The 25927-nt window shown below is 60.4% G+C and carries 26 protein-coding genes; 18 read left to right on the top strand and 8 right to left on the bottom strand.

The features are described 5' to 3' along the window. The first annotated feature begins 4 nt into the window (after positions 1-4). A complete protein-coding gene (locus tag O3306_RS02990; protein WP_272003116.1) occupies positions 5-1564 on the top strand; it encodes a DHA2 family efflux MFS transporter permease subunit in 1560 nt (519 codons plus the stop codon). Positions 1565-1622: 58 nt separating this feature from the next. Here the strand turns inward: O3306_RS02990 and O3306_RS02985 are convergent, their stop codons facing one another. After that, complete coding sequence (locus O3306_RS02985) at positions 1623-2150, bottom strand: NAD(P)H-dependent flavin oxidoreductase (RefSeq protein WP_272003114.1); 528 nt, start codon at positions 2148-2150, stop codon at positions 1623-1625. 6 nt (positions 2151-2156) lie between these two features. Between O3306_RS02985 and O3306_RS02980 the strand changes: the two genes are divergently transcribed. Next, positions 2157-2840 (top strand): glutathione S-transferase family protein, encoded by a 684-nt coding sequence (locus O3306_RS02980; protein ID WP_334312338.1) that lies wholly within the window; start codon positions 2157-2159, stop codon positions 2838-2840. 122 nt (positions 2841-2962) lie between these two features. Here the strand turns inward: O3306_RS02980 and O3306_RS02975 are convergent, their stop codons facing one another. Together O3306_RS02975 and O3306_RS02970 are read right to left on the bottom strand one after the other, a co-directional pair. Beyond that, positions 2963-3322 (bottom strand): group I truncated hemoglobin, encoded by a 360-nt coding sequence (locus O3306_RS02975; RefSeq protein ID WP_272003111.1) that lies wholly within the window; start codon positions 3320-3322, stop codon positions 2963-2965. Between the two features lie 96 nt (positions 3323-3418). Then, the gene (locus tag O3306_RS02970) at positions 3419-4078 is read right to left on the bottom strand and encodes a winged helix-turn-helix transcriptional regulator (RefSeq protein ID WP_272003108.1); all 660 of its coding nucleotides are present in this window, start codon (positions 4076-4078) and stop codon (positions 3419-3421) included. Between the two features lie 225 nt (positions 4079-4303). Here O3306_RS02970 and O3306_RS02965 point away from each other — a divergent pair, with 225 nt between their 5' ends. The 11 genes from O3306_RS02965 (at position 4304) to O3306_RS02915 (ending at position 15981) form a co-directional block, all read left to right on the top strand. After that, on the top strand, positions 4304-5416 hold the full coding sequence (locus O3306_RS02965; RefSeq protein WP_272003105.1) for a zinc-binding dehydrogenase: 1113 nt from the start codon (positions 4304-4306) through the stop codon (positions 5414-5416). A gap of 110 nt (positions 5417-5526) precedes the next feature. Then, positions 5527-5886 carry a hypothetical protein gene (locus tag O3306_RS02960; protein WP_272003102.1) on the top strand — a complete coding sequence of 120 codons (360 nt, stop codon included), beginning with the start codon at positions 5527-5529 and terminating at the stop codon, positions 5884-5886. A gap of 137 nt (positions 5887-6023) precedes the next feature. Then, entirely contained in the window at positions 6024-6488 is a 465-nt protein-coding gene (locus O3306_RS02955) for a hypothetical protein (protein WP_272003099.1), read from the top strand. Beyond that, positions 6485-8674, top strand: a complete 2190-nt coding sequence (locus O3306_RS02950) for a NosR/NirI family protein (RefSeq protein ID WP_272003097.1) — start codon at positions 6485-6487, stop codon at positions 8672-8674. Before O3306_RS02955 ends, O3306_RS02950 begins: the two co-directional genes overlap by 4 nt. A 27-nt stretch (positions 8675-8701) precedes the next feature. After that, a complete protein-coding gene (gene nosZ, locus O3306_RS02945; RefSeq protein ID WP_272003094.1) occupies positions 8702-10639 on the top strand; it encodes a TAT-dependent nitrous-oxide reductase in 1938 nt (645 codons plus the stop codon). A gap of 2 nt (positions 10640-10641) precedes the next feature. Beyond that, entirely contained in the window at positions 10642-11973 is a 1332-nt protein-coding gene (locus O3306_RS02940; protein WP_272003091.1) for a nitrous oxide reductase family maturation protein NosD, read from the top strand. Further along, positions 11939-12835, top strand: a complete 897-nt coding sequence (locus O3306_RS02935; protein WP_272003089.1) for an ABC transporter ATP-binding protein — start codon at positions 11939-11941, stop codon at positions 12833-12835. The genes O3306_RS02940 and O3306_RS02935 overlap by 35 nt, the downstream gene beginning before the upstream one ends. After that, positions 12832-13656, top strand: coding sequence for an ABC transporter permease (locus O3306_RS02930; protein ID WP_272003086.1), 825 nt, complete (start codon positions 12832-12834; stop codon positions 13654-13656). The genes O3306_RS02935 and O3306_RS02930 overlap by 4 nt, the downstream gene beginning before the upstream one ends. Beyond that, the gene (locus O3306_RS02925) at positions 13653-14219 is read left to right on the top strand and encodes a nitrous oxide reductase accessory protein NosL (protein ID WP_272003082.1); all 567 of its coding nucleotides are present in this window, start codon (positions 13653-13655) and stop codon (positions 14217-14219) included. Before O3306_RS02930 ends, O3306_RS02925 begins: the two co-directional genes overlap by 4 nt. A 4-nt stretch (positions 14220-14223) precedes the next feature. Next, the gene (locus O3306_RS02920; RefSeq protein WP_272003081.1) at positions 14224-15144 is read left to right on the top strand and encodes an FAD:protein FMN transferase; all 921 of its coding nucleotides are present in this window, start codon (positions 14224-14226) and stop codon (positions 15142-15144) included. 405 nt (positions 15145-15549) lie between these two features. Further along, positions 15550-15981, top strand: coding sequence for a c-type cytochrome (locus O3306_RS02915; protein ID WP_272003078.1), 432 nt, complete (start codon positions 15550-15552; stop codon positions 15979-15981). 210 nt (positions 15982-16191) lie between these two features. Here the strand turns inward: O3306_RS02915 and O3306_RS02910 are convergent, their stop codons facing one another. From O3306_RS02910 to O3306_RS02890, 5 genes are read right to left on the bottom strand one after another with little or no spacing between them, the layout of a single operon-like run. Further along, entirely contained in the window at positions 16192-16680 is a 489-nt protein-coding gene (locus O3306_RS02910) for a DUF6505 family protein (RefSeq protein ID WP_272003076.1), read from the bottom strand. Beyond that, entirely contained in the window at positions 16677-17381 is a 705-nt protein-coding gene (locus O3306_RS02905) for a biotin/lipoate--protein ligase family protein (protein WP_272003074.1), read from the bottom strand. The genes O3306_RS02910 and O3306_RS02905 overlap by 4 nt, the downstream gene beginning before the upstream one ends. Continuing rightward, positions 17378-18445 (bottom strand): Mrp/NBP35 family ATP-binding protein, encoded by a 1068-nt coding sequence (locus O3306_RS02900; protein ID WP_272003072.1) that lies wholly within the window; start codon positions 18443-18445, stop codon positions 17378-17380. The genes O3306_RS02905 and O3306_RS02900 overlap by 4 nt, the downstream gene beginning before the upstream one ends. 7 nt (positions 18446-18452) lie before the next feature. After that, complete coding sequence (locus tag O3306_RS02895) at positions 18453-18644, bottom strand: DUF6494 family protein (RefSeq protein ID WP_272003069.1); 192 nt, start codon at positions 18642-18644, stop codon at positions 18453-18455. Positions 18645-18694: 50 nt separating this feature from the next. Beyond that, positions 18695-20650: a 4Fe-4S binding protein gene (locus O3306_RS02890; RefSeq protein WP_272003067.1), complete on the bottom strand. Its 1956-nt coding sequence runs from the start codon at positions 20648-20650 to the stop codon at positions 18695-18697. A 230-nt stretch (positions 20651-20880) separates the two neighbouring features. Here O3306_RS02890 and O3306_RS02885 point away from each other — a divergent pair, with 230 nt between their 5' ends. From O3306_RS02885 to O3306_RS02865, 5 genes are all read left to right on the top strand, one after another. After that, the gene (locus O3306_RS02885) at positions 20881-21405 is read left to right on the top strand and encodes a DUF3305 domain-containing protein (RefSeq protein WP_309503385.1); all 525 of its coding nucleotides are present in this window, start codon (positions 20881-20883) and stop codon (positions 21403-21405) included. Beyond that, positions 21402-22001 (top strand): DUF3306 domain-containing protein, encoded by a 600-nt coding sequence (locus O3306_RS02880; protein WP_272003061.1) that lies wholly within the window; start codon positions 21402-21404, stop codon positions 21999-22001. The genes O3306_RS02885 and O3306_RS02880 overlap by 4 nt, the downstream gene beginning before the upstream one ends. Then, complete coding sequence (locus tag O3306_RS02875) at positions 21998-22606, top strand: TorD/DmsD family molecular chaperone (protein WP_272003059.1); 609 nt, start codon at positions 21998-22000, stop codon at positions 22604-22606. The genes O3306_RS02880 and O3306_RS02875 overlap by 4 nt, the downstream gene beginning before the upstream one ends. A 68-nt stretch (positions 22607-22674) precedes the next feature. Continuing rightward, the gene (locus O3306_RS02870) at positions 22675-22863 is read left to right on the top strand and encodes a twin-arginine translocation pathway signal protein (RefSeq protein ID WP_272003056.1); all 189 of its coding nucleotides are present in this window, start codon (positions 22675-22677) and stop codon (positions 22861-22863) included. A gap of 87 nt (positions 22864-22950) precedes the next feature. Further along, positions 22951-25926 (top strand): formate dehydrogenase subunit alpha, encoded by a 2976-nt coding sequence (locus O3306_RS02865; protein ID WP_272003054.1) that lies wholly within the window; start codon positions 22951-22953, stop codon positions 25924-25926. Position 25927: the final 1 nt, after the last annotated feature.

The following is a 25927-nucleotide window of genomic DNA, read 5'->3' as shown; positions in this document are numbered from 1 at the left end:
TTCAATGTCGACCCAAACCCAGGACGCCGAAACCGAGCTGACACCTCGGCGCGTCTTTGCCTTTTTCATCATGGTTTTCGGGATGTTCATGGCCATTCTGGACATCCAGATCGTTTCCGCATCGCTTCCGGATATCCAGGCTGGGTTGGGGGCAAGCGCAGATGAAATCAGTTGGGTTCAAACCTCGTATTTGATCGCCGAAGTCATCATGATCCCGCTCTCGGGTTTTTTGGCACGGATGATGTCGACGCGCATCCTGTTCACGATCTCGGCGGCGGGCTTCACGGCGGCAAGTTTCATGTGCGCCACCTCAACCTCAATCACCGAGATGATCATCTGGCGCGCCTTTCAGGGGTTTCTGGGCGGTGGCATGATCCCGTCGGTTTTCGCGGCAGCCTTCACGATTTTCCCGCCATCCAAGCGCAATGTGGTGTCGCCCATGATTGGGTTGATCGCAACGCTCGCGCCAACGGTCGGACCTACCGTTGGCGGGTATCTGAGCCACGCCATGTCCTGGCATTGGCTCTTTCTCGTGAATGTCATTCCGGGCATTGGTGTCGCAATCGGGGCGTGGATGCTGATAGACTTTGACCGCCCCAAGTGGAAGCTGTTCGACAGCTTTGATTGGTGGGGGCTGGGCGCGCTCGCCGCTTTCCTGGGGGCGATGGAATTCGTGCTTGAGGAAGGTCCGGGCAACGACTGGTTCGATGACCATATGGTTTTGCTCATGACTGTCGTCATGGTCGTCGGCGGCATCGTCACGTTTTGGCGCGCCTTCACGCGGGACGAACCATTGGTCGATTTCTCGGCTTTTCGGGACATGAATTTTGCCGTCGGATCAATGTTCAGTTTCACGATGGGGATCGGCCTTTATGGGCTGACGTATCTCTACCCTCTCTATCTTGCATCGATCCGCGGTTATGACAGCCTGATGATCGGACACACGGTTTTTGTCTCCGGCCTTGCCATGTTCCTTAGCGCCCCATTGGTCGGCATGCTGTCGTCCAGGGTTGATTTGCGTGCCATGATACTGGCCGGTTTCATGGGCTTCGCTCTTTCGACATGGATGCTGACGGGTATGACGGCCGAATGGGATTTCCAGGAACTTCTTTTGCCCCAGATCCTGCGCGGTGCCTCCCTGATGTTGTGCATGGTGCCGATCAACAATCTCGCGCTTGGGACATTGCCTGCGGACAAGATGAAGGGAGCGTCGGGGCTGTATAACCTGATGCGTAACCTTGGCGGTGCGGTTGGTTTGGCCGTCATCAACACCGTGCTTTCAGATCGTAGCTATCTGCACAAGGCACGCCTTTCCGAGGCGGTGAATTGGTCAAATTATGAAGCATTGCGTCAGTTGGATCTGATGGCCGCCAATCTGGCCGCGCGAGGCCTCGATGGTCCGACAGGGGCGTTGCAGCAGATGGCAGGGCGCATATTGGCACAGGCAACGGTGATGTCATTTATCGACGTGTTCGTCTTGATCGCTGGCTTGTTTGCCAGCCTCGCCTTTGCAGCGCTATTGATGAAATCCCCGAGCGGCAAGGCATCACCCGCAGCGCATTGATCGCCGCTCGGACCATTTATAGAGTTCCCGGTGCCTCAGACCCATTCAGAAACAGAGCTCATGATGGCGAAGCGCGTTGCGGATTGAAATGCCGCAGCGCATCGGCAGCCAAATCGTGGGTCAGCTTGAAAGCTGTCGTCCGGCGCCCAAGTGGGGCTGATTGACCGCAGTAGTGAGCGCTGAAATCTCTTCTCCCGATTTTCTCGGCAGCGGATCGTATTGGGCCTGATGCGGCGAAACCCTTGGGAGAGGTCGGCGGGGCCTCTGACATCGGACCAAGATCGTAAACCATTCGATTGGCAAGTACCCGGCTTGGCCTGCCGGAAATCACATTGCTTACAACCGTTTCGCTGTTTGCGGCGTCCTCCAGGGATTGCCGATAGACAGGGTTTATGGTGGCCTCGTCGGTGAACAGGTACGCCGTTCCGATCTGCACGGCGCTTGCCCCCAGCGCGAAGGCTGCGACGATGCCGCGGGCGTCGCCGATGCCGCCAGCGGCGATGACCGGCACATCAACCGCGTCGGCAATCTGCGGCACCAGGGCCATGGTCCCGATCTGACTGCCAATGCGTTCGGTCAGGAACATGCCCCGGTGACCGCCGGCCTCAAAGCCCTGGGCGATGATGGCATCACAGCCAAGGCATCACACAATTGCAGGATGCCTACGATGCTGACACTTTTTCATGCCCCGAACTCCCGCTCGACTTCGATTCTCCTCCTGATCGAGGAAATGGGCATCACCGACCGGATCGACGTGGTCGACGTCACGGTTATGCGACAGGATGGCAGTGGAGGTCCGGATGAACGCAATCCGCACCCTGAAAAGAAGGTGCCCTATCTGACCAACGGCGACGACCATGTGCGCGAGCGCGGCGCAATCGTCGCCTACCTGACGGATATGTTCCCCGAGGCCGGGCTCGGTCGGCCCGTCGGACACCCGCAGCGTGGGAAATTCCTGAGCTGGTTGTTCTATTATCAGGGCGTGATGGAACCCGTGCTGGTTCTCGACTGGGCCAAGATCGAACATCCCGCGCTCCATGCGACCTTCCGCGATCTGGATGCCGTTGTTTCGTGCCTTGCCAATGCGCTGGAGGACCAGCCTTACCTTCTTGGAGAGGACTATTCAGCGGTTGATCTGCTGCTTTCCAGCCCCTTCCAATGGCTTCCAGACGCCACGCCGCGACAGCCGTCCATTCAGGCCTGGATAAAACGCTGTGCCAACCGACCGGCATTGACGGCCGACATGGAGCGGGAGAGCGCGAGATTGCAGAAGTAGGGAGCGGGCGCGAAGCAGTCGTTCAGCGAACAAATCGTCCCGAAGCAGCGGGCTCGATCTGGTAGACGGTATCCAGGGGCGGCTCGGGCGATGATGCCTGATAGACTATGCGACGGGGACGTTCAGACACCCACGACGTTGGGGCGAAGGGTGTGAAATATGTAGAGCACTTCAGCTTTCTCATGATCGCCCACGTCAGCATTCGTCAGGGCCTTCATCAGATCATCGACGGCCGCCATATATTCGTTGTCGGAAATGTTCATGTGTTTGTGGGCGCTGAGCATGTCCAACCCGTCATAATTGTTTGGGCCGCCCGAGCCCATCGCGAAGAAATCCGCCGCCTTTTTTTTCATGGCGACCGGATCGCTGCCCGCGAAACGCTTGCCAATCAGCGGATTAGCCACGTGGTTGTCGACGAGATCGGATGCGATTCTGGCGATTGTGTCCGCGCCTCCGAGGCGCGCGTAAAGGGTATCGGTCATAGCTTACTCCATTGCACTAGGGGGGCTGAGAAACAGTGAAAGGAAAAAAGAAAGCACCGATAGTCCTGAAACTGGACTCCCCCCAGGGCTTGACGGCTAGCCGACAATCTTCTTCTGAGCTGCGAAGTGACTGAGGCCCAACCATTGCGCCATGGATCGGGCCAATGCGGGGTCTCCATCAACAAGGAGTTTCGATTGAAGCTCGCTCATCGAAGATAACCCCATCCAGATGGCGGTCATGGTTTTGAGGTCCGTCGTGACCCAGAGGTCGACCTCAAATCCCGGATCCGTCGCACACAGATCGACTTCGACCTTTGCCTTGGGATCAATGATCAGCCACCATTCGCGACGATTGGTGGGGAGTTCCGGATAGCAGAACTGCACGACAGTCCGTTGTGATGGCAGCGGCGCGGGATTGATATTGCGCCGCATATCCCACATCAAAAGCGCAGGATCGAGGTTTTCCAGAGTGGCTTGGGTCTCAACCCATTTCTGCCCCCAGATACCAAAAGATTCGATAATGTGTTTGAGGTCTCGCCCGGCGGCAGTCAGCAGATATTCGTAAATGCCCACCTCATCGGTTACAGGCGTGCGCTCGACAATCCCCGCGGCTTCAAGCTCCTTCAGGCGTTGAGACAGAAGTGTGGGCGACATCCGGGGAACGCCTCGTCGAAGGTCTCCGAACCGCGATGAACCTGCCAAAAGCTCACGGATAAGCACCATGGTCCATCTCGTGCAGAGAACTTCGGATGCCATCGCAACCGGGCAGAATTGTTGATAGCTCCCTCTCGTCATTTGAGTGACCTCTATAGGTCAAAATGACCTAGTGTTTCAGCCTAGCATCAATTCCGCTCAACTTCATTCGTCTTGTGCAGCGCCAGCGCTATCTGATACCGCGAGAGCAATTCGTGCAGGATATCGCTCGTCCTATCCTGCCGGCACCAACCTTACATCTCGAAACTGAAATCTGGAGATTCCGCCATGGCAACCACCGGCAAGCAACTGTTCACGACATTGGACGCGAACGGAACTTTGACAGTCGCGATCGAGGACGTCACGTTTCCAGATCCGACTGGCAATCAGGTACTCGTGAAAATGGAAGCGGCGCCGATCAATCCGTCGGACCTCGCCATTCTGGTTGGTGCGGCTGATACGGAAAATGCCAGCTACTCGCAGGGCAAATTCGTAGCCACCGTGCCCGAGCCGTTCAACGCGGGCTCGAAAGCGCGCCATGGACTCAAGTTGCCTGCCGGGAACGAAGGTGCCGGCACGGTTGTTGCTGCCGGCGACAGTGACACGGCCGAGGCGCTGGTCGGGCAACGGGTCGCTTGCGTTCCGGGCAATGCCTACAGTCAGTATTGTATCGCCGATGCTGGCATGTGCCTGCCGCTTGGCGATCATTCAGCAGAGGATGGCGCGAGCGCCTTCGTCAATCCCATGACCGCCCTGGGGTTCACCGAGAATGCCAAGATGGACGGGCAGGACGCGATACTGCACACGGTCGGGGCATCCAACCTGGGCCAGATGCTGACCCGCATTTGCAAGGAAGACGGCATTGGCCTGGTGAATATTGTCCGCAAGGACAGTCAGGTCGACTTGCTCGCAAAGCTAGGGGCCACGCATGTCGTCAATTCTTCGGATGACGACTTCATGCGCCAGCTGCAAGCCGCGATTCAGGACACCGGCGCATTCTACGGCTTCGATCCGATTGGGGGCGGCCAATCGGTGGACAATGCCTTCAAGGCGATGGAGCAGGTCGCGGTGAGCAGGATGACAGAATACTCGCGCTATGGCTCGAACCAGCCAAAGCGCATGTTCATCTACGGGCGTCTGGACACCGGTCCGACGATATTGTCGCCGAGCTACGGCTTTGGCTGGACGCTTTCGGGGTGGCTGCTGTTTCCCTTCCTCCAATCGGCGGGGACCGAAACCGTCGCCCGTATGCGCAAGCGCGTGCTCGACAATCTCACGACGACCTTCGCCAGCACTTACAAGACGCGCGTCAATCTCGACGAAATGCTGACCAAGGAGGCGGTCACCGATTATCGTGCGATGAAGACTGGTGAGAAATACCTCGTCACGCCATGGTCGTAAGGCTGTGTTGCGAAGGTGGCTGGATCATACTTGGGGGCAAAGGTCATCTATAGGTAGAGGCTGACCTGCTCGAAGCCAGAGCGGGGCAAACCAGTGCTTTGGCTTCGCGCATGATCCGCGCCTTCGCCGCCGCCGCCATTTACGCCGCAGCGGCCCTCGCCATGGCCGAGGTTCTGGATATCCAGCCTGTCACCGATGAACCAAGCGTCATCGACGATACGCTGGAGGGGACACGCGCCTGTACTCCGCCACTCCATACGGGGCGACCGCCGCGACCAGCCCGCCCCAGATGTCGCGCGTCGCCGTTTCCGCCTCTTGCCTCAACAGGCCGCTATTGCAACGACAAGTTGATTCGAAGCCCCTCGCAGCGTATGCTCAGGGGATACTTGGCCCGGGTGGTCATTGTTTTCGATTTCAGTATTCACCTCGGAATGGAGGGCAAGAAATTGATTTTCAAGGAAAAACACTGAACTCCAATCAATGATTGACGGTCTGGTCGGCGGTGCTTTCGATTTGGCAGTCTCATCATGTCAGAAAATTGGCATTTTGGGTACCTCTTTGAGCTAGATCAAAGTCCCCTGATCGAACGACGGATACCTGTGCTGACATGAAGAACCTGATTGCCTCTCTGTTCAGCCTTTTCCTGGTTGCGAGCCTTGCTTTGTACGGCCCCACAGGCATGAGCAAAACGGGCAGTGACGGTGACGTTTTCTCTATGGAGCTTTGCGCCGACGGCGTTTCAAAACCCGTGCTGATCGGGGCCGATGGAAACCCGGTCGAGCCGGCCCATGACTGCGCTGAATGTCTGATGTGCTGCAGCACGGTCCCGGCCCATCTGAACGTGGGTTGTGATACTGTTGCACTGCTTGCCATGATTGAGGTGGCGCCCGGCCGCCCAACCTTCCATCACCCTGTCTTCAATACCCGTAACATCCTCCCGGCGCCGCGCGGCCCGCCGATCATGCATCACTTTGTGCCAGGTTCATTTGACCTGGCCGGGCATGGTCGGGCTTTGACTGGCCACGAAAAGCGTAGCGACGGGCGACCTTTCCCCAAGGACGCCGACGCATGAAGAACCTTCATTTCCTCCTGAAAATCATGACGCTTGTCGCAGCGATGTTGCTGCCCGGGCTCCCCGTTGCGGCCGAGACGGTGCTGGCCAAGCTGCTGCCGGACGTCAAGCCCGGTGAACTGGTCGAGGGCGCCGACGCCTTTGGAGCGTCCCATTCGGACATACCTGCCGTACAGATCCTCAAGGGAGGTGAACGGCTCGGCTGGGCATTTGTCACCTCGGATTTCGTCTCGACCACCGGGTATTCGGGCAAGCCGATCCATACGATGGTCGCCATCGACGATGAGGCTCAGGTGATCGGTGTTCAACTGGTCAAGCATTCCGAGCCGATCGTCCTGATCGGTATCCCCGACAAGAAGATGAAGGCCCTTGTGGCCAATTACCGTGGTCTGGACCTCGTTGCAGAGGCCGAAGCGGGCGGGTCGGCGCACCAGCTTGATATCATCTCGGGCGCGACCGTCACGGTCATGGTGATTGACGATTCCATTGTCCGTGCGGGCCTGAAGGTTGCCCGCCAGCTTGGGCTGGGCGGCTTGGCGGTCGAGGAAACCGGAACCGGCCCACAATTTGAAATCAACCCCGATGCGGAAGCCGCCAGCGACTGGATGACACTGGAAGGCGATGGCACGCTGCGCCGTCTGTCGCTGGATGTCGGGCAGGTCAATGCCGCCTTCGCGGCAATGGAAGATCCGCGCGCGGCCAAACGCGCGCTGAAAGAAGCGCCCGAGACCACCTTTATCGAGATGCAGGCCGCATTGGTGTCGCATCCCGCGATTGCGCGGGCCCTGCTCGGAGAGGCTGTCGCGGAAAACCTTGATGACTGGCTGGACGAGGGCGAGCATGCTGTCGCGATCATGGGGCGGGGGCTCTATTCCTTCAAGGGGTCCGGCTATGTGCGCGGCGGCATCTTTGACCGGATCGTTCTTATCCAGCATGACGTGTCGGTTCGGTTCCGCGACCGAATGCACAAGCGGATCAACACGATCGCTGCCGCAGGCGCGCCGGTTTTCAACGAAGCGGACCTGTTCAAGATTCCGGCAGATAGTGGCTTTGATCCGACCAAGCCATTTCGCATTCAGCTACTGGTGCACCGCGATGTGGCGGCAATCGAAAAGGTGTTCACGACATTCGATCTGGGCTACCAACTGCCGCCGAAATACATCCGCACCGTTGCGCCGCCGCCCGCTGCGAGTGTTCCCCCAAGTGTCGACGAACTGACATCGCAGTCCGAAGCCGACGCGCATCAGGCCCTGTGGAAACGGATCTGGGCCGGCAAGAAGATCGAGATCGCCGTGCTGGCCGTCATGCTGACGATCCTGACCGGCGCCTTCTTCTTTCAGAGCCTGGCAACACGCAATGAACGGGCTTTCTACTGGTTCCGCATTGGGTTTCTTACCGTCACGCTGTGCTACTTGGGCTGGTTTGCCAATGCGCAATTGTCCGTGGTCAACCTGTTGGCTCTATTCGGTTCGGTTGTTTCCGGCTTTAGCTGGCAGGCTTTCCTGCTCGACCCGCTGACGTTCATCCTGTGGTTTGCGGTGGCGGCTGCGCTGCTGTTCTGGGGGCGTGGTGCCTATTGCGGCTGGCTCTGCCCATTCGGCGCATTGCAGGAACTCCTCAACCAGGTTGCAAGGGCGTTGCGCATCCCGCAATGGACTTTGCCTTGGGGGCTTCACGAGCGTCTGTGGCCGCTGAAATACATGATTTTCCTTGGGCTGTTCGGCGTCTCACTGACCAGTATCGAACAAGCCGAGCGGTTGGCCGAGGTGGAGCCGTTCAAGACGGCGATCATCCTGAATTTCGTGCGGGCCTGGCCGTTCGTGGCTTATGTCGGAGCCTTGCTGATCGCGGGCCTGTTCGTCGAGCGGTTCTTCTGTCGCTACCTGTGTCCGCTTGGTGCTGCCCTTGCCATTCCGGCGCGTCTGCGGATGTTCGATTGGCTCAAACGCTACCATGAATGCGGCAATCCGTGTCAGACCTGTGCCCACCAGTGCCCGGTGCAGGCGATCCATCCCACGGGTGAAATCAACCCCAACGAATGCATCAACTGCCTGCATTGCCAGGTGTTGTACCAGTCGAAAACAACCTGTCCCGTCGTGATCAAGAAGATCAAGCGTCGCGAGAAAGTCGGCGCGGCGCCGGATCTCTCGCGCGTGGGATTGGGGCACCCGAACCAAACCAAATAGACAAATCACCAACTGAAAGGACGAACCATGTCTGGAGACAAGAAGCTACCAATTACGCGGCGTGGCCTGTTAGGGGCAACTGCCGGAGGTGCGGCACTTGCCGGGGCGCTTGGCGGCCGGGCCATGCTGGCCGGGGGAGCCATCGGTGGGGCGGCAGTGGCGACTGCCAGCAGCGCCCGCGCTGCGGCCGGTGCCGAAGTCGGCCCGGGCCAACTGGATGAATACTATGGTTTCTGGTCTTCGGGCCAGTGCGGCGAAGTGCGTATCCTGGGCGTTCCCTCGATGCGTGAGCTGATGCGCATTCCGGTGTTCAACACTTGCTCGGCCACCGGCTGGGGCATCACCAACGAATCCAAGAAGATTCTGACCGAGGGCCTGCTGCCCAAGACCAAGGCATATCTGGCAGCCAATGGCCACGAATTCCCGCCCAACGGCGATTTGCACCACCCGCATATGTCCTTCACCGAAGGCACGTATGATGGTCGCTACCTGTTCATGAACGACAAGGCCAACACCCGCGTTGCGCGTGTGCGTTGCGACGTGATGAAATGCGACAAGATCATCGAGATCCCCAACGCCAAGGCGATCCACGGATTGCGCCCGCAAAAATGGCCGCGCACCAACTATGTCTTCTGCAACGGCGAAGACGAAGTGCCGATGATCAATGATGGCAAGATCCTGGACGAGCCGGAGAAGTACGTAAACTTCTACACCGCCGTGAATGCCGACGAGATGACCGTCGCGTGGCAGGTGATGGTGACGGGCAACCTCGACAACACCGATTGCGATTATGAGGGCAAATACGCCTTCTCGACCTCGTACAATTCGGAAATGGGCATGACCCTGGCCGACATGACCGAGGCCGACATGGACCATGTCGTTGTCTTCAACATCAATGAGATCGAGGCTGGAATCGCGGCCGGTGATTACATCGAGTTGAACGGCGTCAAGGTGCTCGACGGGCGCAAGGGCCAGAACAAGAAATACACCCGTTACATCCCGATCCCGAACAACCCGCACGGCTGCAACATGGCCCCCGACAAGATCCACCTTTGCATTGCGGGCAAGTTGTCGCCCACCGTATCGGTGATCGACGTGCGCAAACTGGACGCGGTGTTCGCCGACGAGGCCGAGCCGCGCAGTGTTGTCGTGGCCGAGCCGGAACTGGGTCTCGGTCCGCTACACACATGCTTTGACGGACAGGGCAACGCGTTCACCACGCTGTTCCTGGACAGTCAGGTGGTGAAGTGGAACATCGAAAAGGCGATCCAGCTTTACAATGGCGAGGATGTCGATCCGATCATCACCAAGCAGGACGTGCATTACCAGCCCGGCCACAACTCGACCGTGATGGGCGAAACGCTGGAGGCAAGCGGCAAGTACTACCTCACGATGAACAAGTTCTCCAAGGACCGGTTCCTCAATGTGGGGCCGCTCAAGCCCGAGAACGAGCAGCTGTTTGCCATCGACGGCGACAAGATGACGCTGATCCACGACGGCCCGACCTTTGCCGAGCCGCACGATTCGATCCTGGTCGATCCCAGCAAGGTGAACCCGGTTTCGGTCTGGGATCGCAACGATCCGATGTGGGCAGACGCGCGCATTCAGGCCGAGGCCGACGGCATCGACCTGGACGACTATCAGGACTCGGTCATCCGGGACGGCAACAAGGTGCGGGTCTACATGTCCAGCAATGCTCCGAACTTCTCGTTGGAGTCGTTCACTGTCCGGCAGGATGACGAGGTGACTGTATATGTGACAAACCTCGATGACATCGACGACCTGACCCACGGCTTTACCATGGGCAATCACGGGGTCGCGATGGAGGTCGGACCACAGGCAACGTCGTCGGTCACTTTCGTGGCGGCACAGCCGGGTGTCTTCTGGTACTACTGCCAGTGGTTCTGCCACGCGCTTCACATGGAGATGCGCGGCCGGATGTTCGTTGAGCCGAAAGCGAGCTGACGATGATGCGTGTTCTGACACTGGTGCTTGCGCTGCTGATCGGGCTGCCCGTCTGGGCAGGCGAACGGGCTGTGGCACCGGGGCAGGGCACGCTTGCCAATGCCATCGCCGGGGCGGACCCCGGCGATGTGCTGCTCTTGTCGCGGGGGCGCTACCAGGGGGCGGTTGTCATTGATCGCCCACTGACCCTGACTGGCGGCGCGGGGGCGATCATCGACGGGATGGGAGACGGCACCGTGGTGACCGTTGATGCCGCCGACGTCACGATCCGTGGCCTGACCGTGACCGGATCGGGCCTGGACAGCCAGGCGCTGGATGCCGGGATCAAGATCCTGAAGAAAGCCGACCGCGCGGTGATCGAAAACAACCGGGTACTGGGCAACCTGCACGGCATCGACGTGCATGGTGGCCGTGACGCGCAGGTGCGCGGCAATACGATCGAAGGCACCCGGGACCGCCGGATGAACGATCGCGGCAACGGGATCTATGTGTGGAATTCACCGGGCACGCTGGTCGAGGGCAATACGGTCCGCTGGGGTCGCGACGGCATATTCTCGAACACGTCCCGGAAGGGGACGTATCGCAACAACCTGTTCCGCGATCTGCGGTTTGCCGTTCATTACATGTACACCAACGATTCCGAAGTGTCCGGCAATGTGTCGATCGGCAATCACCTGGGCTATGCGATCATGTTCTCGAATAATGTGGTTCTGAAGAACAACCTGAGCCTGTCGGACATCAGCCATGGTGTGATGTTGAACTTTGCCAACAATGCCGATGTCTCTGGCAACCTGGTCCGTGGCGGGGCGGACCGGTGCACCTTTATCTACAATGCGCATAAGAACCTGATCTATGACAACCGGTTCGAGGGGTGCAACATTGGCATCCACTTCACTGCAGGATCGGAGCGCAACATACTGACAGGGAACGCCTTTCTTGGTAACCGCACGCAGGTAAAATATGTCGGAACGCGTGATATAGAATGGAGTTTCGAGGGCAGGGGAAATTACTGGTCGGATCATTCCAGCTTTGACCTTGGTGGTGACGGCATTGCCGACAGTGCCTTTCGCCCCAATGGCCTGATGGATCATATTCTGTGGTCGCAGCCCGCCGCGGCACTGCTGACGGGCGCGCCGGCGGTTCAACTGATCCGGTGGGCGCAATCCAGCTTTCCTGCAACTCTACCCGGCGGGGTCGTGGACAGTGCCCCGCTGATGGTCGCGCCGACCGTGACCGTTCCACCTGAATATCTCGCCATGGAGGCCGAGGCGATCGCCCGGCGAATTGAAAGCGATATAGATGACTTCGACGTTAACGATCTCAAATCTCACTAAGGATTTCGGCGGGGTCAAAGCCCTGTCCGAAGTGTCGATGCACGTCGCCCCCGGCGAGCGGGTGGCCCTGCTGGGGCACAATGGTGCAGGCAAGTCGACCATGATGAAGGTCATCCTTGGCCTGGTCGCGGCGGACAGCGGCGAGATTTCCGTATGTGGTGCCGCGCCGGGCGATGCCGATGCGCGTTCCAAGGTGGCATACCTGCCCGAAAATGCCATGTTCCATTCCGCGCTGACGGGGCTGGAGCAGATCAGCTACTACATGCGCCTGCGCGGCGAGGATAGCGTGGGGGCGATGGCGCTGCTGGACAAGGTCGGGCTGGGGGCCGCTGCCAAGCGCCGGATCGGCACCTATTCCAAGGGTATGCGGCAACGGGTGGGGCTGGCGCAGGCCCTGATCGGGCATCCGCGCCTGTTGGTTCTGGACGAGCCCACCAGCGGGCTGGACCCGGTCTCGCGGCGCGATTTCTACGAGCTTCTGGATGCGCTGGCCGCCGAAGGTGCCGCGATCCTGCTGTCGAGCCACGCCCTGACCGAGGTTGAGGCGCGCACGGACCGGTTGTTGATCCTGTCCCGGGGCAGGATGGTGGCCGAAGGCTCGCTGGCTGAGTTGCGGCGCGATGCCGCGTTACCGGTGGCCATGCATATCACGGCGATCAACGGGTATGACGCGGATATCCTTGCAGCGATCCCCAATGCCATCCGGGTCAATGACGCGGTGCATGTCACCTGCTCGCAGGACGAAAAGCTGGCCACGCTGGCGCAGGTTGCCGCGATGAAAGGCAAGATTGCCGATATCGAGGTGATCCCGCCCAGCCTTGAGGATATCTACAGCCATTTCAGCCGGAGGGACGGCCAATGATCGCGCGCATTCTGGCCACCGCCATTATCGAATTGCACATCGCACGGCGCAATCTTTGGGTCGTGATCGCCGTGGGGCTGATGGTGGTCTTTTCGCTGGTTCTGTCCGCTGTCGGCTCGGCACCTATCGGTGAGCTTGGCGCGGACCGGCTGTCGGTGACAGTGGCGTCGCTGACGTCATTGTCGGTCTATCTGGTGCCATTGGTGGCGCTGCTGATGTCGTTTGACGCGGTGGCCGGAGAAGCGGAGCGGGGCACACTGCCGTTGCTGCTGACCTATCCGGTTGCCCGATGGGAGGTTCTGGCGGGCAAGTTGCTGGCGCATTGCGCGATCCTGATCATCGCGCTGGTGGCGGGTTACGGCGCGGCCGCTGCAATCGCAATCGTGAATGATCCGGCTGCCTTGTCCGGTATTGGCGCGTTGTGGCGGCTGACATGGACCTCAAGCCTGCTCGGCGCGACGTTTCTGGGGATCGGCTATGCCCTGTCCTCACTGGCACGGCGCACTTCTGGCGCGGCAGGACTGGCAATCGGCCTCTGGTTGGGGTCGGTGGTGTTATATGATCTGGCACTGTTGGCGGCTGTCGTGGCCGACAATGGGGGCAGCTTCACCAAGAACGTCTTTCCTGCCGCCCTGCTTGCCAACCCTGCCGACGCGTTCCGCCTGTTCAACCTGACGGCCTCGCAGGCAGGTGGGGTTGCGGCGGGGATCGGCGGGGCGGCGGGAACCATTCCGCAATGGCAATCCTTGATGTCGATCCTGCTCTGGCCGGTCTTTGCACTTTGGCTGGCCTCTGCGGCATTCAGAAAGGTGGAGCCATGAAGCGCCTGTTGCTTGTTCTGGCTTTGCTGGGCTTGGCAGCCTGCAAGGAGGAGGCGGGGCAGGATACCTCTGCGCTGCCGCTCACGGCGGACGCCGTCGGGCATTTTTGCCAGATGAACCTGCTTGAGCATGACGGCCCGAAAGCCCAGGTGCATCTGGCGGGACTGCCCGGCATGCCCCTGTTTTTCAGCCAGGTGCGGGATGTTGTCGCCTATGCGCGCATGCCCGAGCAAAGCCACGAGATTCTGACGATCTGGGTCAACGACATGGGCGCACCGGGGGCAACATGGGCCGCACCCGGCGCGGACAACTGGATCGCAGCACAAGAGGCAACCTATGTCGTGGGTGGTCGCGCTGTGGGGGGCATGGGGACGCCGGAAATCGTGCCCTTCGCGGAGGCCGAAAAAGCGATCGCTTTCGCCGAGGCTAATGGCGGCAAGGTGATGCCGCTGGACGAGATACCGGATGAAGCCGTTCTGGCGCCTGTCGTGCTGGACGGTGGCAGCGGTGATGACGAATTTGAAAAACGCCTGCGCGCATTGTCGCGCAAAAAAGGAGAGTAAGATCATGACGACGCGCCGCCGCTTTCTGGCAATCAGTGCCGCTGCTGCCGCCTTTCCGACGCTGGGGAGGGCGCAACCGATCTACACGTGGCAGGGGACAGCTCTGGGCGCACGCGCGACGCTGCGTCTGGCGCATCCCGACGCCGCAGCGATCAGTGCAGAGGTCGCAGATGAAATCTCCCGGCTCGAAGATATTTTCAGCTTGTTCCGCGGGCACAGCAGCTTGGTGCAACTGAACAGTTCCGGCGTGCTGCATGAGCCGCCGTTCGAGTTGCTGGAATGTTTGTCGCTGGCGGGCAGGGTGCATGCTGCCAGCGAGGGCCGGTTCGATCCGACCATTCAGCCATTATGGGCGACCTTTGCCGCTGCCTCCGCGACGGGCGCGTTGCCGGATGAGGAAAGCCTTCATCTGGCCGGTGCCCTGACCGGCTGGCAGCGTGTCAGGCTCGATGCGCTCAGCATCACGATGGACCCGGGCATGGCGCTGACGCTGAACGGGATCGCCCAAGGTTACATCGCCGACCGCGTGGCCGAGGTGTTGAGCGCGCGGGGGTTGACGAATATCCTGATTGATACGGGCGAGTTTCGGGCGCTTGGCACGCATCCCGACGGCAAGGCATGGCCGGTCAGGCTGGCAGCGGGCGGGGAAGTTCCCCTTGCGGGGCGGGCGCTGGCTACATCTGCGCCACTTGGCACGGTCTTTGATGAAAATGCCCGGGTCGGGCACATCCTGGACCCGCGCACCTCGCGCCCGACGCGCAGCCGGTGGCAAGAGATCACGGTATCTGCCAGGTCAGCGGCCCTTGCCGACGCGTTTTCGACAGCGGCGTGCCTGTTCGATACCCGCGCCGGTATTGAGGCCTGTCTGGCACAATTCCCGGATGTCAAACTGGAGGCGGTCACGCCCGCCAAAATCGCGATTTGAGCTAGATGAGAGCCGTGAAAATACCCTCGGTTGTGGTTGATATTTTCCGTCTGGTGCCATTGGCAACAGAGGCAACGGCGTTGACCTGCCCGGGTTTCGCGGCGTCAAGCGCGAGCGGATTGGATCTATGCGTCATTGCCACTTCTCCACCCTTTGGTAAGATGACAAAGACGAAAGACGGTGTTGGCCATATGCTTAACCAAATTGGCCGCAAAGTTTTGGAAACAAACCGTTTGTCTGTTTCTGCCTGCGCCCGATCACGACGCTGGCAGATGCGCTTTCGACCGGGACTTGTGGAGTTCTCTCGATGAACAAAGCGATGCGTGCGGTGAAGTGGATCAAGGACGAATGTTTGGAGAACGGGCATATCGTCGCAGAAGCGACCTAATTAGCAGGAGAAATACCATGAAGTTTGGAAAGCTGTTTTCGGTGCTTTCAATTCTAACGATGTCGGCCGGTGTGGCGCAGGCCGGTGACGCGGCCAAGGGCGAGTCCGATTTCAAACGGTGCAAGGCTTGCCACACCATCGTTGCGGATGATGGAACCGTCATCGTCAAAGGTGGCCGTACGGGTCCGAACCTCTATGGCCTCATCGGCAAGACCGTGGGTACGGCCGAAGATTTCAAATACAGCGCCTCGCTCGCTGCGGCTGGTGAAGCCGGGATCGTCTGGGACGAAGAGAAACTCGCGGCATGGGTGACTGACCCCAAGGCATGGCTGGTGGACGTTCTTGACGATCCGAAGGCCAGAACCAACATGACTTTCAAGCTTCGCAAGGGCGGAGAAGACATGGCTGCATATCTGGCGACATTGGGCGGCGAAGCTCCGGCGGACTGATTGTCGGCGGGGTCACGTCTGGGGCAGGGTGAAGCACGACCCGGTCCCGAACAGCACATAGCCTGAATGAATGCGTCTTGCATTTGATCTGACGGACAGATCGAATGCAGGACGCTCACGACACCAAAGGGCGTACGCGGTTTGTGCTTTCCGCTTAGGCAGGCAAAACGCAACAGGCTCTTCGGGATGAACGGATGATCCCCAAGCGTTTTAGTGGTGAGGGTCGTCCAGCGCGCCGTGGACTGCGAATTGTTCCAGTCCTGCGGCCTGCGCTTCGATCACGCGATAGGTTTCCCGGACACCAGCCTCGGTCAGATCACGCGCAACCGTGAGCAGCGTGTTGGTGTCATGCTCGTCGCAGAGGTCAGCCATCTGCGAGAGTTCTTCCAGCGCCACGTTGCGGGCCGCTTCAATCGACGGCGCGCCGTAAATATCGACAAAATGCTGCGCCAGAACGTCGGCCAGTGCGGCGTGCTCGACTGGTTCAATCGGGGTAACGGCGACAAAACTCACCCGGCCAAATGTCTCGCAGCCCATCCAGCCATTGGCAAACGCCTGCCGGGCCTTGCCGGTCAGATCGGCCTCGGACCAATTGGAAAATTCGAACCCGCCGGAAATGCACCATTCTCCGGTTCGGGCCGGGTTGTGAAAAACACGGGTGTCGCTTTCGTCGAAATGAATGGCGCGGGCAAGTTTCATGCGGGCTCCGTCAGCAGGTCGGTCAAGGGGATCAAACGCGAACCGTCGGCGGTTTTCAACAGCAGACCGAGGTTTTCATCCAGCCCGGTGAAGGTTCCGTGATGCCCGGCAACGGATATTTCCTTGCCGCGATCATGTGCCACGCCAAGCCAGTTGGCGTGCAGCCGTGCCGGGCCGTCATCAGCCCAGGCGTTGATCTCGACCAGCGTGTGGCGCACCCAGGCCTCGATCAAGGTTATCGGGTCCACCTCGGTGCAGCCTTCGGCATAAAGCGCGGTGGCGTCGGGTGTCAGGCCGGTCTCTTCCGAGGGTGGCCAAAGCTCCAGTGACAGCCCGACCACGAGCCAGCCAGGCACAACCGCCGGATCGCGGTCGGAGGCGGCAATCTTCAGATCGCCGCAATGACCGCCATTGAGGTAAATCCCGCCGCACCACCCCAGATGTACCGCTACTTCGGGCGGGGCAAGTGCGCCAAGGGCGTTCTGAAATCCAACGCCACAAAGCGGCAGCATGCAGGCGGCGTCGCGCAACGGCACCTCGGGCGCGAATACGATCGCCGCCCGCAGGCGATCCGGGGCAAGATCGTAGATCACCAGCCCCGCGTCGCAAACATTCGCCGCCTTGGCACAGGCCAGCGCGAACGGGTCCGCACCTTCCGCATCAAGCCCGGAGAACAGCGGGGGGAAGGCAGGCCGCGTCATGCGTGACCAAGCGCGATCAATTGTTGTGCCACGGAACGGAAGCCCGCCGCCTGTGCGCTGTCGGGGTTGGAAACCACGATGGGCGCGCCGCCATCCGCGGCCCGCCGGATATCCAGATGCAACGGGATTTCTGCCAGCAGCGGCACGCCGAGCTTGGCTGCCTCTGCCGTCACACCGCCATGCCCGAACGTGTGTTCCTCATGCCCGCAGTTCGAGCAGATATGAGTGGACATGTTTTCAATCATCCCGATGATCTTGGTGCCCAACTGATTGAACATGTCGATCCCCTTGCGGGCATCCAGCAGCGCAACGTCCTGCGGCGTCGACACGATGATCGCCCCGTCAAGCTGGGCCTTCTGCGCCAGCGTCATCTGCACATCGCCGGTTCCCGGTGGCAGATCGACGATCAGAACATCAAGCGCGCCCCATTGCACCTGTGTCAGCATCTGCTGCAACGCGCCCATCAGCATCGGCCCGCGCCAGACGACTGCCTGATCGTCATTGGTCATCAGGCCGATGGACATCATCGTGACGCCGAAATTCCGCATCGGCAGGATCGTCTTGCCATCAGGAGACGATGGGCGGCCAGAGACACCCAGCATGCGCGGCTGCGACGGGCCGTAGACATCCGCATCGAGCAACCCGACGCGCCGCCCCTCGGCTGCCAGTGCACAGGCAATGTTTGCGGCAACGGTGGATTTGCCCACGCCGCCCTTGCCCGAGGCGATGGCTATGATCCGGTCCACGCCGGGCACTTTTTGCGGCCCGTCCGGTTCTGCGCGGCGTTGCGGCTTGAGATCCGGCGGGGCGGCGGGCGTGCTGTGTGCGGTCATGACGACCGACAACGACTCGACGCCAGGCAGGTCTTTCACCTTCGCCTCGGCCTCTTCCTTGACTTTCCCATAGGCGGCGGCATGACTGCCGCTCACCTCCAGCACGAAGCGCACGGCGCCGCCATCGACGGTCAGCGCCTTGACCAATCCGGCATCGACCAGCGACGCGCCGCTGACCGGATCGGTCAGCGTTTTCAGCGTGGCCAGCACATCCTCCCGACGTAATGTCATGTCCGGATCAGGCCTTGATCGTGCCAGTCACCACATGCTCCAGATCGACGCCTTCGACGGTCAGGACCATGCGGGCCTTGAACTGCTTGCCTTCGGTGTTGTCCGTCTTGCGGAAGGCTTCTTCGATTGCCTGTTGCGAGGTGACGCCGACCTGCTTGAGAAACTTGCGCATCGACATGTTGAAATCTTCTTCACTCATCTTCTTTTCCTTCATTTATGCGTGGTTTTGATACACTGTGCTGCGCTGGCTTAATGGTCCTTGCGCTTAGACAGGTAATCTTCGGTGGTGCGCACCCGAGGGCGTTCGGCACCGGTAAAGGGGTTGTCTGTCGAGTGGAATTGCGCCTGAACACGGCAATTGTCGCACATCTGGATCATTCGCGCAGCAGCGGGATTGGCGAACATCGCATGATTTCCCGACAGTTTCTCCATGATCTTCTCGACGGTGGATTTCACGCCGAACAGGCTACCGCATTCGACGCAGGCAAAAGGCTCTTCCTCGTTCAGTACCACCTGGCTCAGCGCCGCGTCGGTCAGGTTCATCTGCGGCTGCAAGGTGATCGCGGCCTCTGGGCAGACATTGGTGCACAGGCCGCATTGCAGGCAGGCGTCTTCCTGAAAGCGCAGTTGCGGCATGTCCGGATTGTCGACCAGCGCGCCGGACGGGCAAAGCGAGACACAGGCCAGGCAGAGCGTGCAGGCATCGGTATCGACGAGCACGGCACCGTAAGGCGCGTGGGCGGGCAGGGGGGTGATCTGTGCGTCTGGCATCAGCGCCTTGGCGGCAAGGCGGGTGATCTGGCGGCGCGAGCCTTGCGGCAGGATCGGGGGTGTGACCTGTACGGTTCGTACGGCGCGGTCGTACAGGTGATCTGACAGCGCATCGGGGTCGGAAATGTCGAGCAGCGTCACGGCATCCCCTGCGCCTATCGCGGCGGCCAGATCGGCCTGCGCCTGCAACACGTCGCGGTCACTTTTCGGGGCCAGCAGGATATCGACGGCGGCAAAGCCGCTTGCCAGCGCGGCCAACATTTCGGCATGGCCGAACATTGCGAGCGCGTCGATTTCAAGAGGAATGACATGCGCGGGCAGGCCGTTGCCGAAACGCGCGGCGAGGCGGATCATTTCGGCGCCGTGTGCGTCATGCACCAACAGCGCGCCGTCCTGACCGCCGGCCTTGCGATAGGCGGTTGCCAGAGTGCCAATGCGGCAGAAGACGTGATCGACCGGCGGCGCGTCATAGCTGATCGCGCCGGAGGGGCACACGGCCGAACACGCGCCGCAACCGGCGCAGATCAACGGATCGATGCTGACATGTTCGCCCGCGGGCAGGATCGCGCCGGTGGGGCAGACATTGAGGCAGTTCGAGCAGGCGGGTTTCTCGGCGCGCGAATGGGCGCAAAGCGACGGCTCCAACCGGATATGCAGTGGTTTTTCGAAGGTGCCGACCATCTGGCTGGCGGCGAGGATGGCATCGGACACTGCAGGCAGGCTGGCCGGATCGGCGCGCAGGTAGCCGTCGCGCTTTTCGGGGGCAGGGAACAGCGGTGTGTCGCCTGTCAGGTCGAGGATCAGATCGCATTGCGATTGCGCGCCATCGCGTGGCTCGGTCAATGTCGGTGCGCCGCGCCCGCCCGGCAGAACCTGCTGGAATGCGTCGATCGAAACCTGGAACTGGCCGAGCGTACCGCTTGCACGGCGCAACTGCCCGATGCAGCAATCAAAGTTACGGGTCACGGGCAGATCCGCGGCCTCTGGCACCAGCACGGTGACGGCCAGGAAATCTGCCAGCTTTTCGGCGGCAGCGAAAGCGGCCTCGGGCGCGCCGATGATCAGGCAGACCCCGTCAGAGACGACATCGACGACCTTGGGCGTGGGGTGCGTCAAGGCGGCCTCGGCCACCAGTGCGGCCATTTTTGCGGTCGTGTCGGCCGTGTCTGCCGTCCAGCCCGCGCGGTCGCGCAGGTCTACGAAATCCGGCACGGGCGCGCCGATGTCTTCGGCAAGGTCGGCAAAACGCGAGGCTTCTTGCTGGCAGGCGATAATCACGTCGCCGGTCGCCAGCGCCTTGGCCGCGAGATCGATCTGGGACTGGCATAGCCCGGTATGCAGGCGCGAGCATTCAAGCCCGGATGCCGCGCTTAAGGCGGCGGCATCAATGGACTGTGTTCCGAGGCAATCACAAATGAGCAGAGTTTTTTTCAATTTGGTCCCTCCCGGTAAACTACAGGTAGGGCGAAATGGCGGTGGATGAAAGACAGTCTTTTACGTTTTCGTGATCATTTTTCAGATGCCGACAGTTTTACTGAATAATAATACCTCTTTGCTTTTTTTCTTTAATAAGTAAACTGGCATTTATTCGAAAACAGACTCAGCCAGCGGGTGCCAGCTTGTCCTTCGTTTTTCCCAATTCGCAATCCATCCCCCTCGGGGTTGTGATACGCAAATCGCCGGGTGTCACGCGGTGGGCGAAATGGGCTTGGCGGGTGGTTGGCATTCTGCCCGGAGCGGCGCCGGCAAACTGGAAGGTTTTGCATACGCACGGAGATGTAACCGAATATCACGCCGCGACTGTGCCGCTGAATCTCTATGTTTCGGATACCGAGGCATATATGCACGAATTGCGGACGCGTGAGCCGTCGGTTTACATCGTTCTGAGCGCTGACACAGCATCGCCGGATTTCCCCTGGAAGGTATCTCTTGTCACGGCCTCGCCTTACGAGGGGCAGGATTATTGCGACTCGGCAGAGGTGTTGGTTGAAAAGGTCTCCATGCCCGAAGGTATGCATGCCTGGATTGCCGATTTCATCAACCGTCATCACGAAGAAGAGACCTTTGTGAAGCGCAAGCGCAAGAACGCGCGCGTGGATGATGTCGAGGACGGCATCGGTGATCCGCGCATCGCGCAAGACAGCGATGTGTACCGGTCCCCCCATCAGCGTCGGGTGGCCATGAAATGACCCGCGGCACGACCTTTTGGGATATGCGCCGCGCGGCCGTTCGCGCAGAGGAAGAGGCGGAGGCCGCCGCTGCGCAGGCGGCGCTGGAAGCCGAACAGCAACGGGCCCTTGCTGAGAAGAGCGACGAGGACATTCTGACAGAGCTGGGCCTGCCCGATCCTGACACGCTGGCCAAGGGCGACGATTTTTCCGCGTTCATGGCAAAGGCGGTTCCCGAACATATCCGCAAACGCGCGCTGCGCAATTTGTGGCGCAGCAATCCGGTGCTGGCCTGCCTCGACGGATTGAACGATTACGATGATGATTACCTGACCGGCAGCTTCGGTAACGCCCCGATCCAGACCAGTTACCAGGTTGGAAAAGGCCTGCTGGCGCATGTGCTTGAGATGGAGCGTCAGGATGAGGTAATTGCCAAGGATCCGGCGCCACTCGACAAAGAGGAAAATTTGGCCGAAGATCATGGTGAGTCCTTTCCGGCGGAAACTGAGCAGGTCGCGGAGCCTGACACCGCGGGAGAGCAGGTACCAGCGCAGCAGGAACCGGAACCCGGCAGACCGCGCAGGATGGTATTTCACTTCGACGGGAATAGCGCATGACACTGGCACAAGTAGATTCCGAGATTGCCGAAGAGGACCGCCTGCGCGCGGATCTTTACAATTACCTCGGCGTCATGCTGGCCGGTCCGCCGGACGAAATCCTGTTGGCGCAGACTGCGGCATTGACGGGCGACAGCTCGCCTCTGGGGCAGGCGATAACCGGGCTGGCGGCAGTTGCAAAAGTCACCAAGCCCAAACCCGCGCGCAAGGAATACAACGCATTGTTCATCGGTCTGGGGCGGGGCGAGTTGCTGCCTTATGCCAGCTATTACATGACCGGTTTCCTGAATGAAAAGCCGCTGGCCAATTTGCGTGCCGACATGGCCGCGCTTGGGATCACCCGTGCGCAGGACACGTTCGAGCCGGAGGACAACATCGCCTCTTTGATGGAGATGATGGGCGGCATGATCGTCGGGCGGTTTGGCCGTGCGGCCCCTCTCGCGCGGCAGAAAGAGTTCTACAACAAGCATATCGGACCCTGGGCCACGCATTTCTTTACGGATTTGCAGGCTGCCAAGGCGTCGGTGCTTTATGCCTCGCTCGGGGCTGTTGGGGCCGAGTTTTTGAAAGTTGAACAGGAAGCATTTCGTATGATGGCGGGCTGATGACTGCCCGTTAACCGGCGGCAGGGGCCGCCATGACAACAAGACTGCAGGGAAAAGGGAGCTAACAGATGGCTGACAAAAAGAACGGCACGACGCGCCGGAATTTTCTGAAGATCGTTGGCACCGCGGTGCCGGGGGCCGTTGCCGTTGCCGCGGGCACCGAGGCGCAGGCCGCGCCTGCACAGGTCGATCTGTCATCGCAGGTGATGCAGGATACCGAACATACGCGCGCGTATCTTGAAAGCGCCCGCTTCTAGGATTGCGGGGCCTGCCCGGCGACGAGAGGGCAGAGGGGACTTGAAGAGTACCAAGACTGCGATAGCGCAGAAGTAGGGAGAGAGAGCATGCTCAGGAAAAAGACAAATGGCAACGCGCGCCGGTCTACGGGACCGCTGGTCGCAAGCGCTGCTTCCGCAACCGTTGACCGCCGCACATTCCTGCGCGGGTCCGGTCTTGCCATCGGTGGGCTGGCCGCGGTTGCCGCAACCGGCGGCACCGTTTCGCAAGCCACTGCGCAAACCGCAGCGGATCGGGCGATCGAGATCAAGAAGACCGTCTGCACCCACTGTTCGGTCGGGTGTACGGTTCTTGCCGAAATCGACAATGGCGTCTGGGTCGGGCAGGAGCCCGGCTTTGACAGCCCGTTCAACCTCGGTGCGCATTGCGCCAAGGGCGCGTCCGTGCGCGAGCATGCCCACGGTGAGCGCCGCCTGAAATACCCGATGAAGAAAGAGAACGGCGAATGGGTTCGCCTGAGCTGGGAACAGGCGATCAACGAGATCGGTGACGGCATGATGAAGATCCGCGAAGAAAGCGGTCCGGATTCTGTCTATTGGCTGGGCTCGGCCAAGCATAGCAACGAACAGGCCTATCTGTTCCGCAAGTTCGCCGCCTACTGGGGCACCAACAACGTCGATCACCAGGCGCGGATCTGCCATTCGACTACCGTTGCCGGTGTGGCGAATACATGGGGCTACGGCGCCATGACCAACAGCTACAACGACATTCACAATTCCAAGGCGATGTTCCTGATCGGGTCGAACCCGGCCGAGGCGCATCCCGTTTCGCTTTTGCATCTGCTGAAGGCGAAGGAGGAAAACAACGCGCCGTTGATCGTTTGCGATCCGCGCTTTACCCGCACGGCGGCGCATGCCGATGAATATGTACGTTTCCGGCCCGGCAGTGACGTGGCGCTTATCTGGGGCATCCTGTGGCACATCTTCGAGAATGGCTGGGAAGACCGGGAATACATGCGCACCCGTACCTGGGGCATGGACCAGATCCGCGAGGAAGTGAAACGCTGGACCCCCGAAGAGACCGAGCGCGTGACCGGCACCCCCGGAGCGCAACTGGAGCGGGTGGCGCGTACGCTCGCCAACAACCGGCCCGCCACCTTGATCTGGTGCATGGGCGGCACCCAGCACAGCAACGGCAACAACAACACCCGTGCGTATTGCATCCTGCAACTTGCGCTTGGAAACATCGGCCGCCAGGGCGGCGGGGCCAATATTTTCCGAGGCCATGACAACGTGCAGGGCGCCACGGACCTCGGGGTCCTGGCCGATACGTTGCCGGGCTATTACGGGTTGTCTGAAGGATCCTGGGCGCATTGGGCGCGAGTCTGGGAAGAAGACCTCGACTGGCTCAAGGGCCGGTTCTCCGATGCGACGGTGGGCGACACCAAGATGATGAACCTTACCGGTATTCCGGTCAGCCGCTGGATCGACGGGGTGCTGGAAGACAAGGCCAATCTTGACCAGCCCGACAACACCCGCGCGATGGTCCTTTGGGGCCATGCGCCGAACTCGCAAACCCGCATGAAAGAGATGAAGACCGCGATGGAGCGGCTCGACATGCTGGTTGTGGTCGATCCCTATCCGACGGTTTCGGCGGTCATGCAGGACCGCACTGACGGTGTCTACCTGCTGCCGGCCTGCACGCAGTTCGAAACCCGTGGTTCGGTGACGGCCTCGAACCGGTCGCTGCAATGGCGCGAGCAGACCATCGAACCGATGTTCGAGGCGCTGCCCGACCATACGATCATGGCGAAGTTTGCCGAGAAGTTCGGCTTTCATGACCGGCTGTTCCGCAACATCGCGATTGACGAGGGCGGTGAGCCGAATGTCGAGGACATCACCCGCGAGTTCAATCGCGGGATGTGGACCATCGGCTATACCGGCCAGAGTCCTGAGCGGATGAAGATGCACATGGCCAACCAGCATACGTTCGACAAGACCACGCTGCGCGCCAATGGCGGCCCGGCGGATGGCGATGTCTACGGTATGCCCTGGCCCTGTTGGGGTACGCCCGAGATGAACCATCCCGGCACCCCGGTTCTGTATGACATGTCGATCCCGGTGGCCGAAGGCGGCCTGACGTTCCGCGCCCGGTTCGGGGTGGAGCGTGATGGTGACAACCTGCTGGCCGAAGGCGTCTATTCAGCCGGGTCCGAGATCAAGGACGGCTACCCCGAATTCACCATGAAGATGTTGATGGATCTTGGCTGGGATGGCGATCTCACGGCAGAGGAGCGTGCGGTGATCGAATCCGTCGCAGGCTACCAGCCTGTCGAGACAGCCGATGATGGCGGGGAAGAGGTCGGCGAGACATCGCAGACCGGTGAACGGCCTTCGGACTATTCCGAAAAGGTCGGTGGCGTGAACTGGAAAACCGACCTTTCGGGCGGTATCCAGCGGGTTGCGATCAAGCACGGCTGCGCGCCCTTCGGCAACGCCAAGGCCCGCACCGTGGTCTGGACTTTCCCCGATCCGGTGCCACTGCATCGCGAGCCGCTCTATTCCAACCGGCGCGACCTTGTGGCGGATTATCCGACCTACGAGGACAAGAAGTTCTGGCGCGTACCGACGATGTACCGCTCGATCCAGGAAAAGGATTTCTCAAAGGATTATCCAATCATCCTGACATCCGGCCGGTTGGTGGAATACGAGGGGGGCGGCGAGGAAACCCGCTCGAACCCGTGGCTGGCGGAATTGCAGCAGGATATGTTCGTCGAGATCAATACGCGCGACGCCAACAACCTTGGCATCCGTGACGGCGAACAGGTCTGGGTCGAAGGGGCCGAGGGCGCCAAGGTCAAGGTCATGGCGATGGTGACCGAACGGGTCGGCACTGGCGTGGCCTTCATGCCGTTCCACTTTGGTGGCCATTTCGAGGGCAGGGATCTGCGGGAGAACTACCCCGAAGGGACCGACCCTTATGTATTGGGTGAATCGACCAACCTGGCCCAGACATATGGCTATGACAGCGTAACCCAGATGCAGGAGACCAAAGCGACTCTCTGCAAAATCTGGACGGCATAAG

Origin of the sequence: Roseovarius sp. ZX-A-9 (assembly GCF_028369135.1) — a bacterium.
Lineage (GTDB): Bacteria > Pseudomonadota > Alphaproteobacteria > Rhodobacterales > Rhodobacteraceae > Roseovarius.
This window is presented reverse-complemented; position numbering and strand designations above follow the sequence as displayed.

Excerpts from the sequence above, each read along its gene's own strand:
- O3306_RS02865 (WP_272003054.1), top strand. The coding sequence starts at position 22,951 with ATGCTCAGGAAAAAGACAAATGGCAACGCGCGCCGGTCTACGGGACCG.
- O3306_RS02940 (WP_272003091.1), top strand. The coding sequence starts at position 10,642 with ATGATGCGTGTTCTGACACTGGTGCTTGCGCTGCTGATCGGGCTGCCC.
- O3306_RS02910 (WP_272003076.1), bottom strand. The coding sequence starts at position 16,680 with ATGAAACTTGCCCGCGCCATTCATTTCGACGAAAGCGACACCCGTGTT.
- O3306_RS02925 (WP_272003082.1), top strand. The coding sequence starts at position 13,653 with ATGAAGCGCCTGTTGCTTGTTCTGGCTTTGCTGGGCTTGGCAGCCTGC.
- O3306_RS02990 (WP_272003116.1), top strand. The coding sequence starts at position 5 with ATGTCGACCCAAACCCAGGACGCCGAAACCGAGCTGACACCTCGGCGC.
- O3306_RS02950 (WP_272003097.1), top strand. The coding sequence starts at position 6,485 with ATGAAGAACCTTCATTTCCTCCTGAAAATCATGACGCTTGTCGCAGCG.
- O3306_RS02920 (WP_272003081.1), top strand. The coding sequence starts at position 14,224 with ATGACGACGCGCCGCCGCTTTCTGGCAATCAGTGCCGCTGCTGCCGCC.
- O3306_RS02965 (WP_272003105.1), top strand. The coding sequence starts at position 4,304 with ATGGCAACCACCGGCAAGCAACTGTTCACGACATTGGACGCGAACGGA.
- O3306_RS02930 (WP_272003086.1), top strand. The coding sequence starts at position 12,832 with ATGATCGCGCGCATTCTGGCCACCGCCATTATCGAATTGCACATCGCA.
- O3306_RS02975 (WP_272003111.1), bottom strand. The coding sequence starts at position 3,322 with ATGACCGATACCCTTTACGCGCGCCTCGGAGGCGCGGACACAATCGCC.
- O3306_RS02905 (WP_272003074.1), bottom strand. The coding sequence starts at position 17,381 with ATGACGCGGCCTGCCTTCCCCCCGCTGTTCTCCGGGCTTGATGCGGAA.
- O3306_RS02955 (WP_272003099.1), top strand. The coding sequence starts at position 6,024 with ATGAAGAACCTGATTGCCTCTCTGTTCAGCCTTTTCCTGGTTGCGAGC.
- O3306_RS02970 (WP_272003108.1), bottom strand. The coding sequence starts at position 4,078 with ATGGCATCCGAAGTTCTCTGCACGAGATGGACCATGGTGCTTATCCGT.
- O3306_RS02960 (WP_272003102.1), top strand. The coding sequence starts at position 5,527 with ATGATCCGCGCCTTCGCCGCCGCCGCCATTTACGCCGCAGCGGCCCTC.
- O3306_RS02900 (WP_272003072.1), bottom strand. The coding sequence starts at position 18,445 with ATGACATTACGTCGGGAGGATGTGCTGGCCACGCTGAAAACGCTGACC.
- O3306_RS02985 (WP_272003114.1), bottom strand. The coding sequence starts at position 2,150 with ATGTTCCTGACCGAACGCATTGGCAGTCAGATCGGGACCATGGCCCTG.
- O3306_RS02935 (WP_272003089.1), top strand. The coding sequence starts at position 11,939 with ATGACTTCGACGTTAACGATCTCAAATCTCACTAAGGATTTCGGCGGG.
- O3306_RS02915 (WP_272003078.1), top strand. The coding sequence starts at position 15,550 with ATGAAGTTTGGAAAGCTGTTTTCGGTGCTTTCAATTCTAACGATGTCG.
- O3306_RS02895 (WP_272003069.1), bottom strand. The coding sequence starts at position 18,644 with ATGAGTGAAGAAGATTTCAACATGTCGATGCGCAAGTTTCTCAAGCAG.
- O3306_RS02870 (WP_272003056.1), top strand. The coding sequence starts at position 22,675 with ATGGCTGACAAAAAGAACGGCACGACGCGCCGGAATTTTCTGAAGATC.
- O3306_RS02880 (WP_272003061.1), top strand. The coding sequence starts at position 21,402 with ATGACCCGCGGCACGACCTTTTGGGATATGCGCCGCGCGGCCGTTCGC.
- O3306_RS02875 (WP_272003059.1), top strand. The coding sequence starts at position 21,998 with ATGACACTGGCACAAGTAGATTCCGAGATTGCCGAAGAGGACCGCCTG.
- nosZ (WP_272003094.1), top strand. The coding sequence starts at position 8,702 with ATGTCTGGAGACAAGAAGCTACCAATTACGCGGCGTGGCCTGTTAGGG.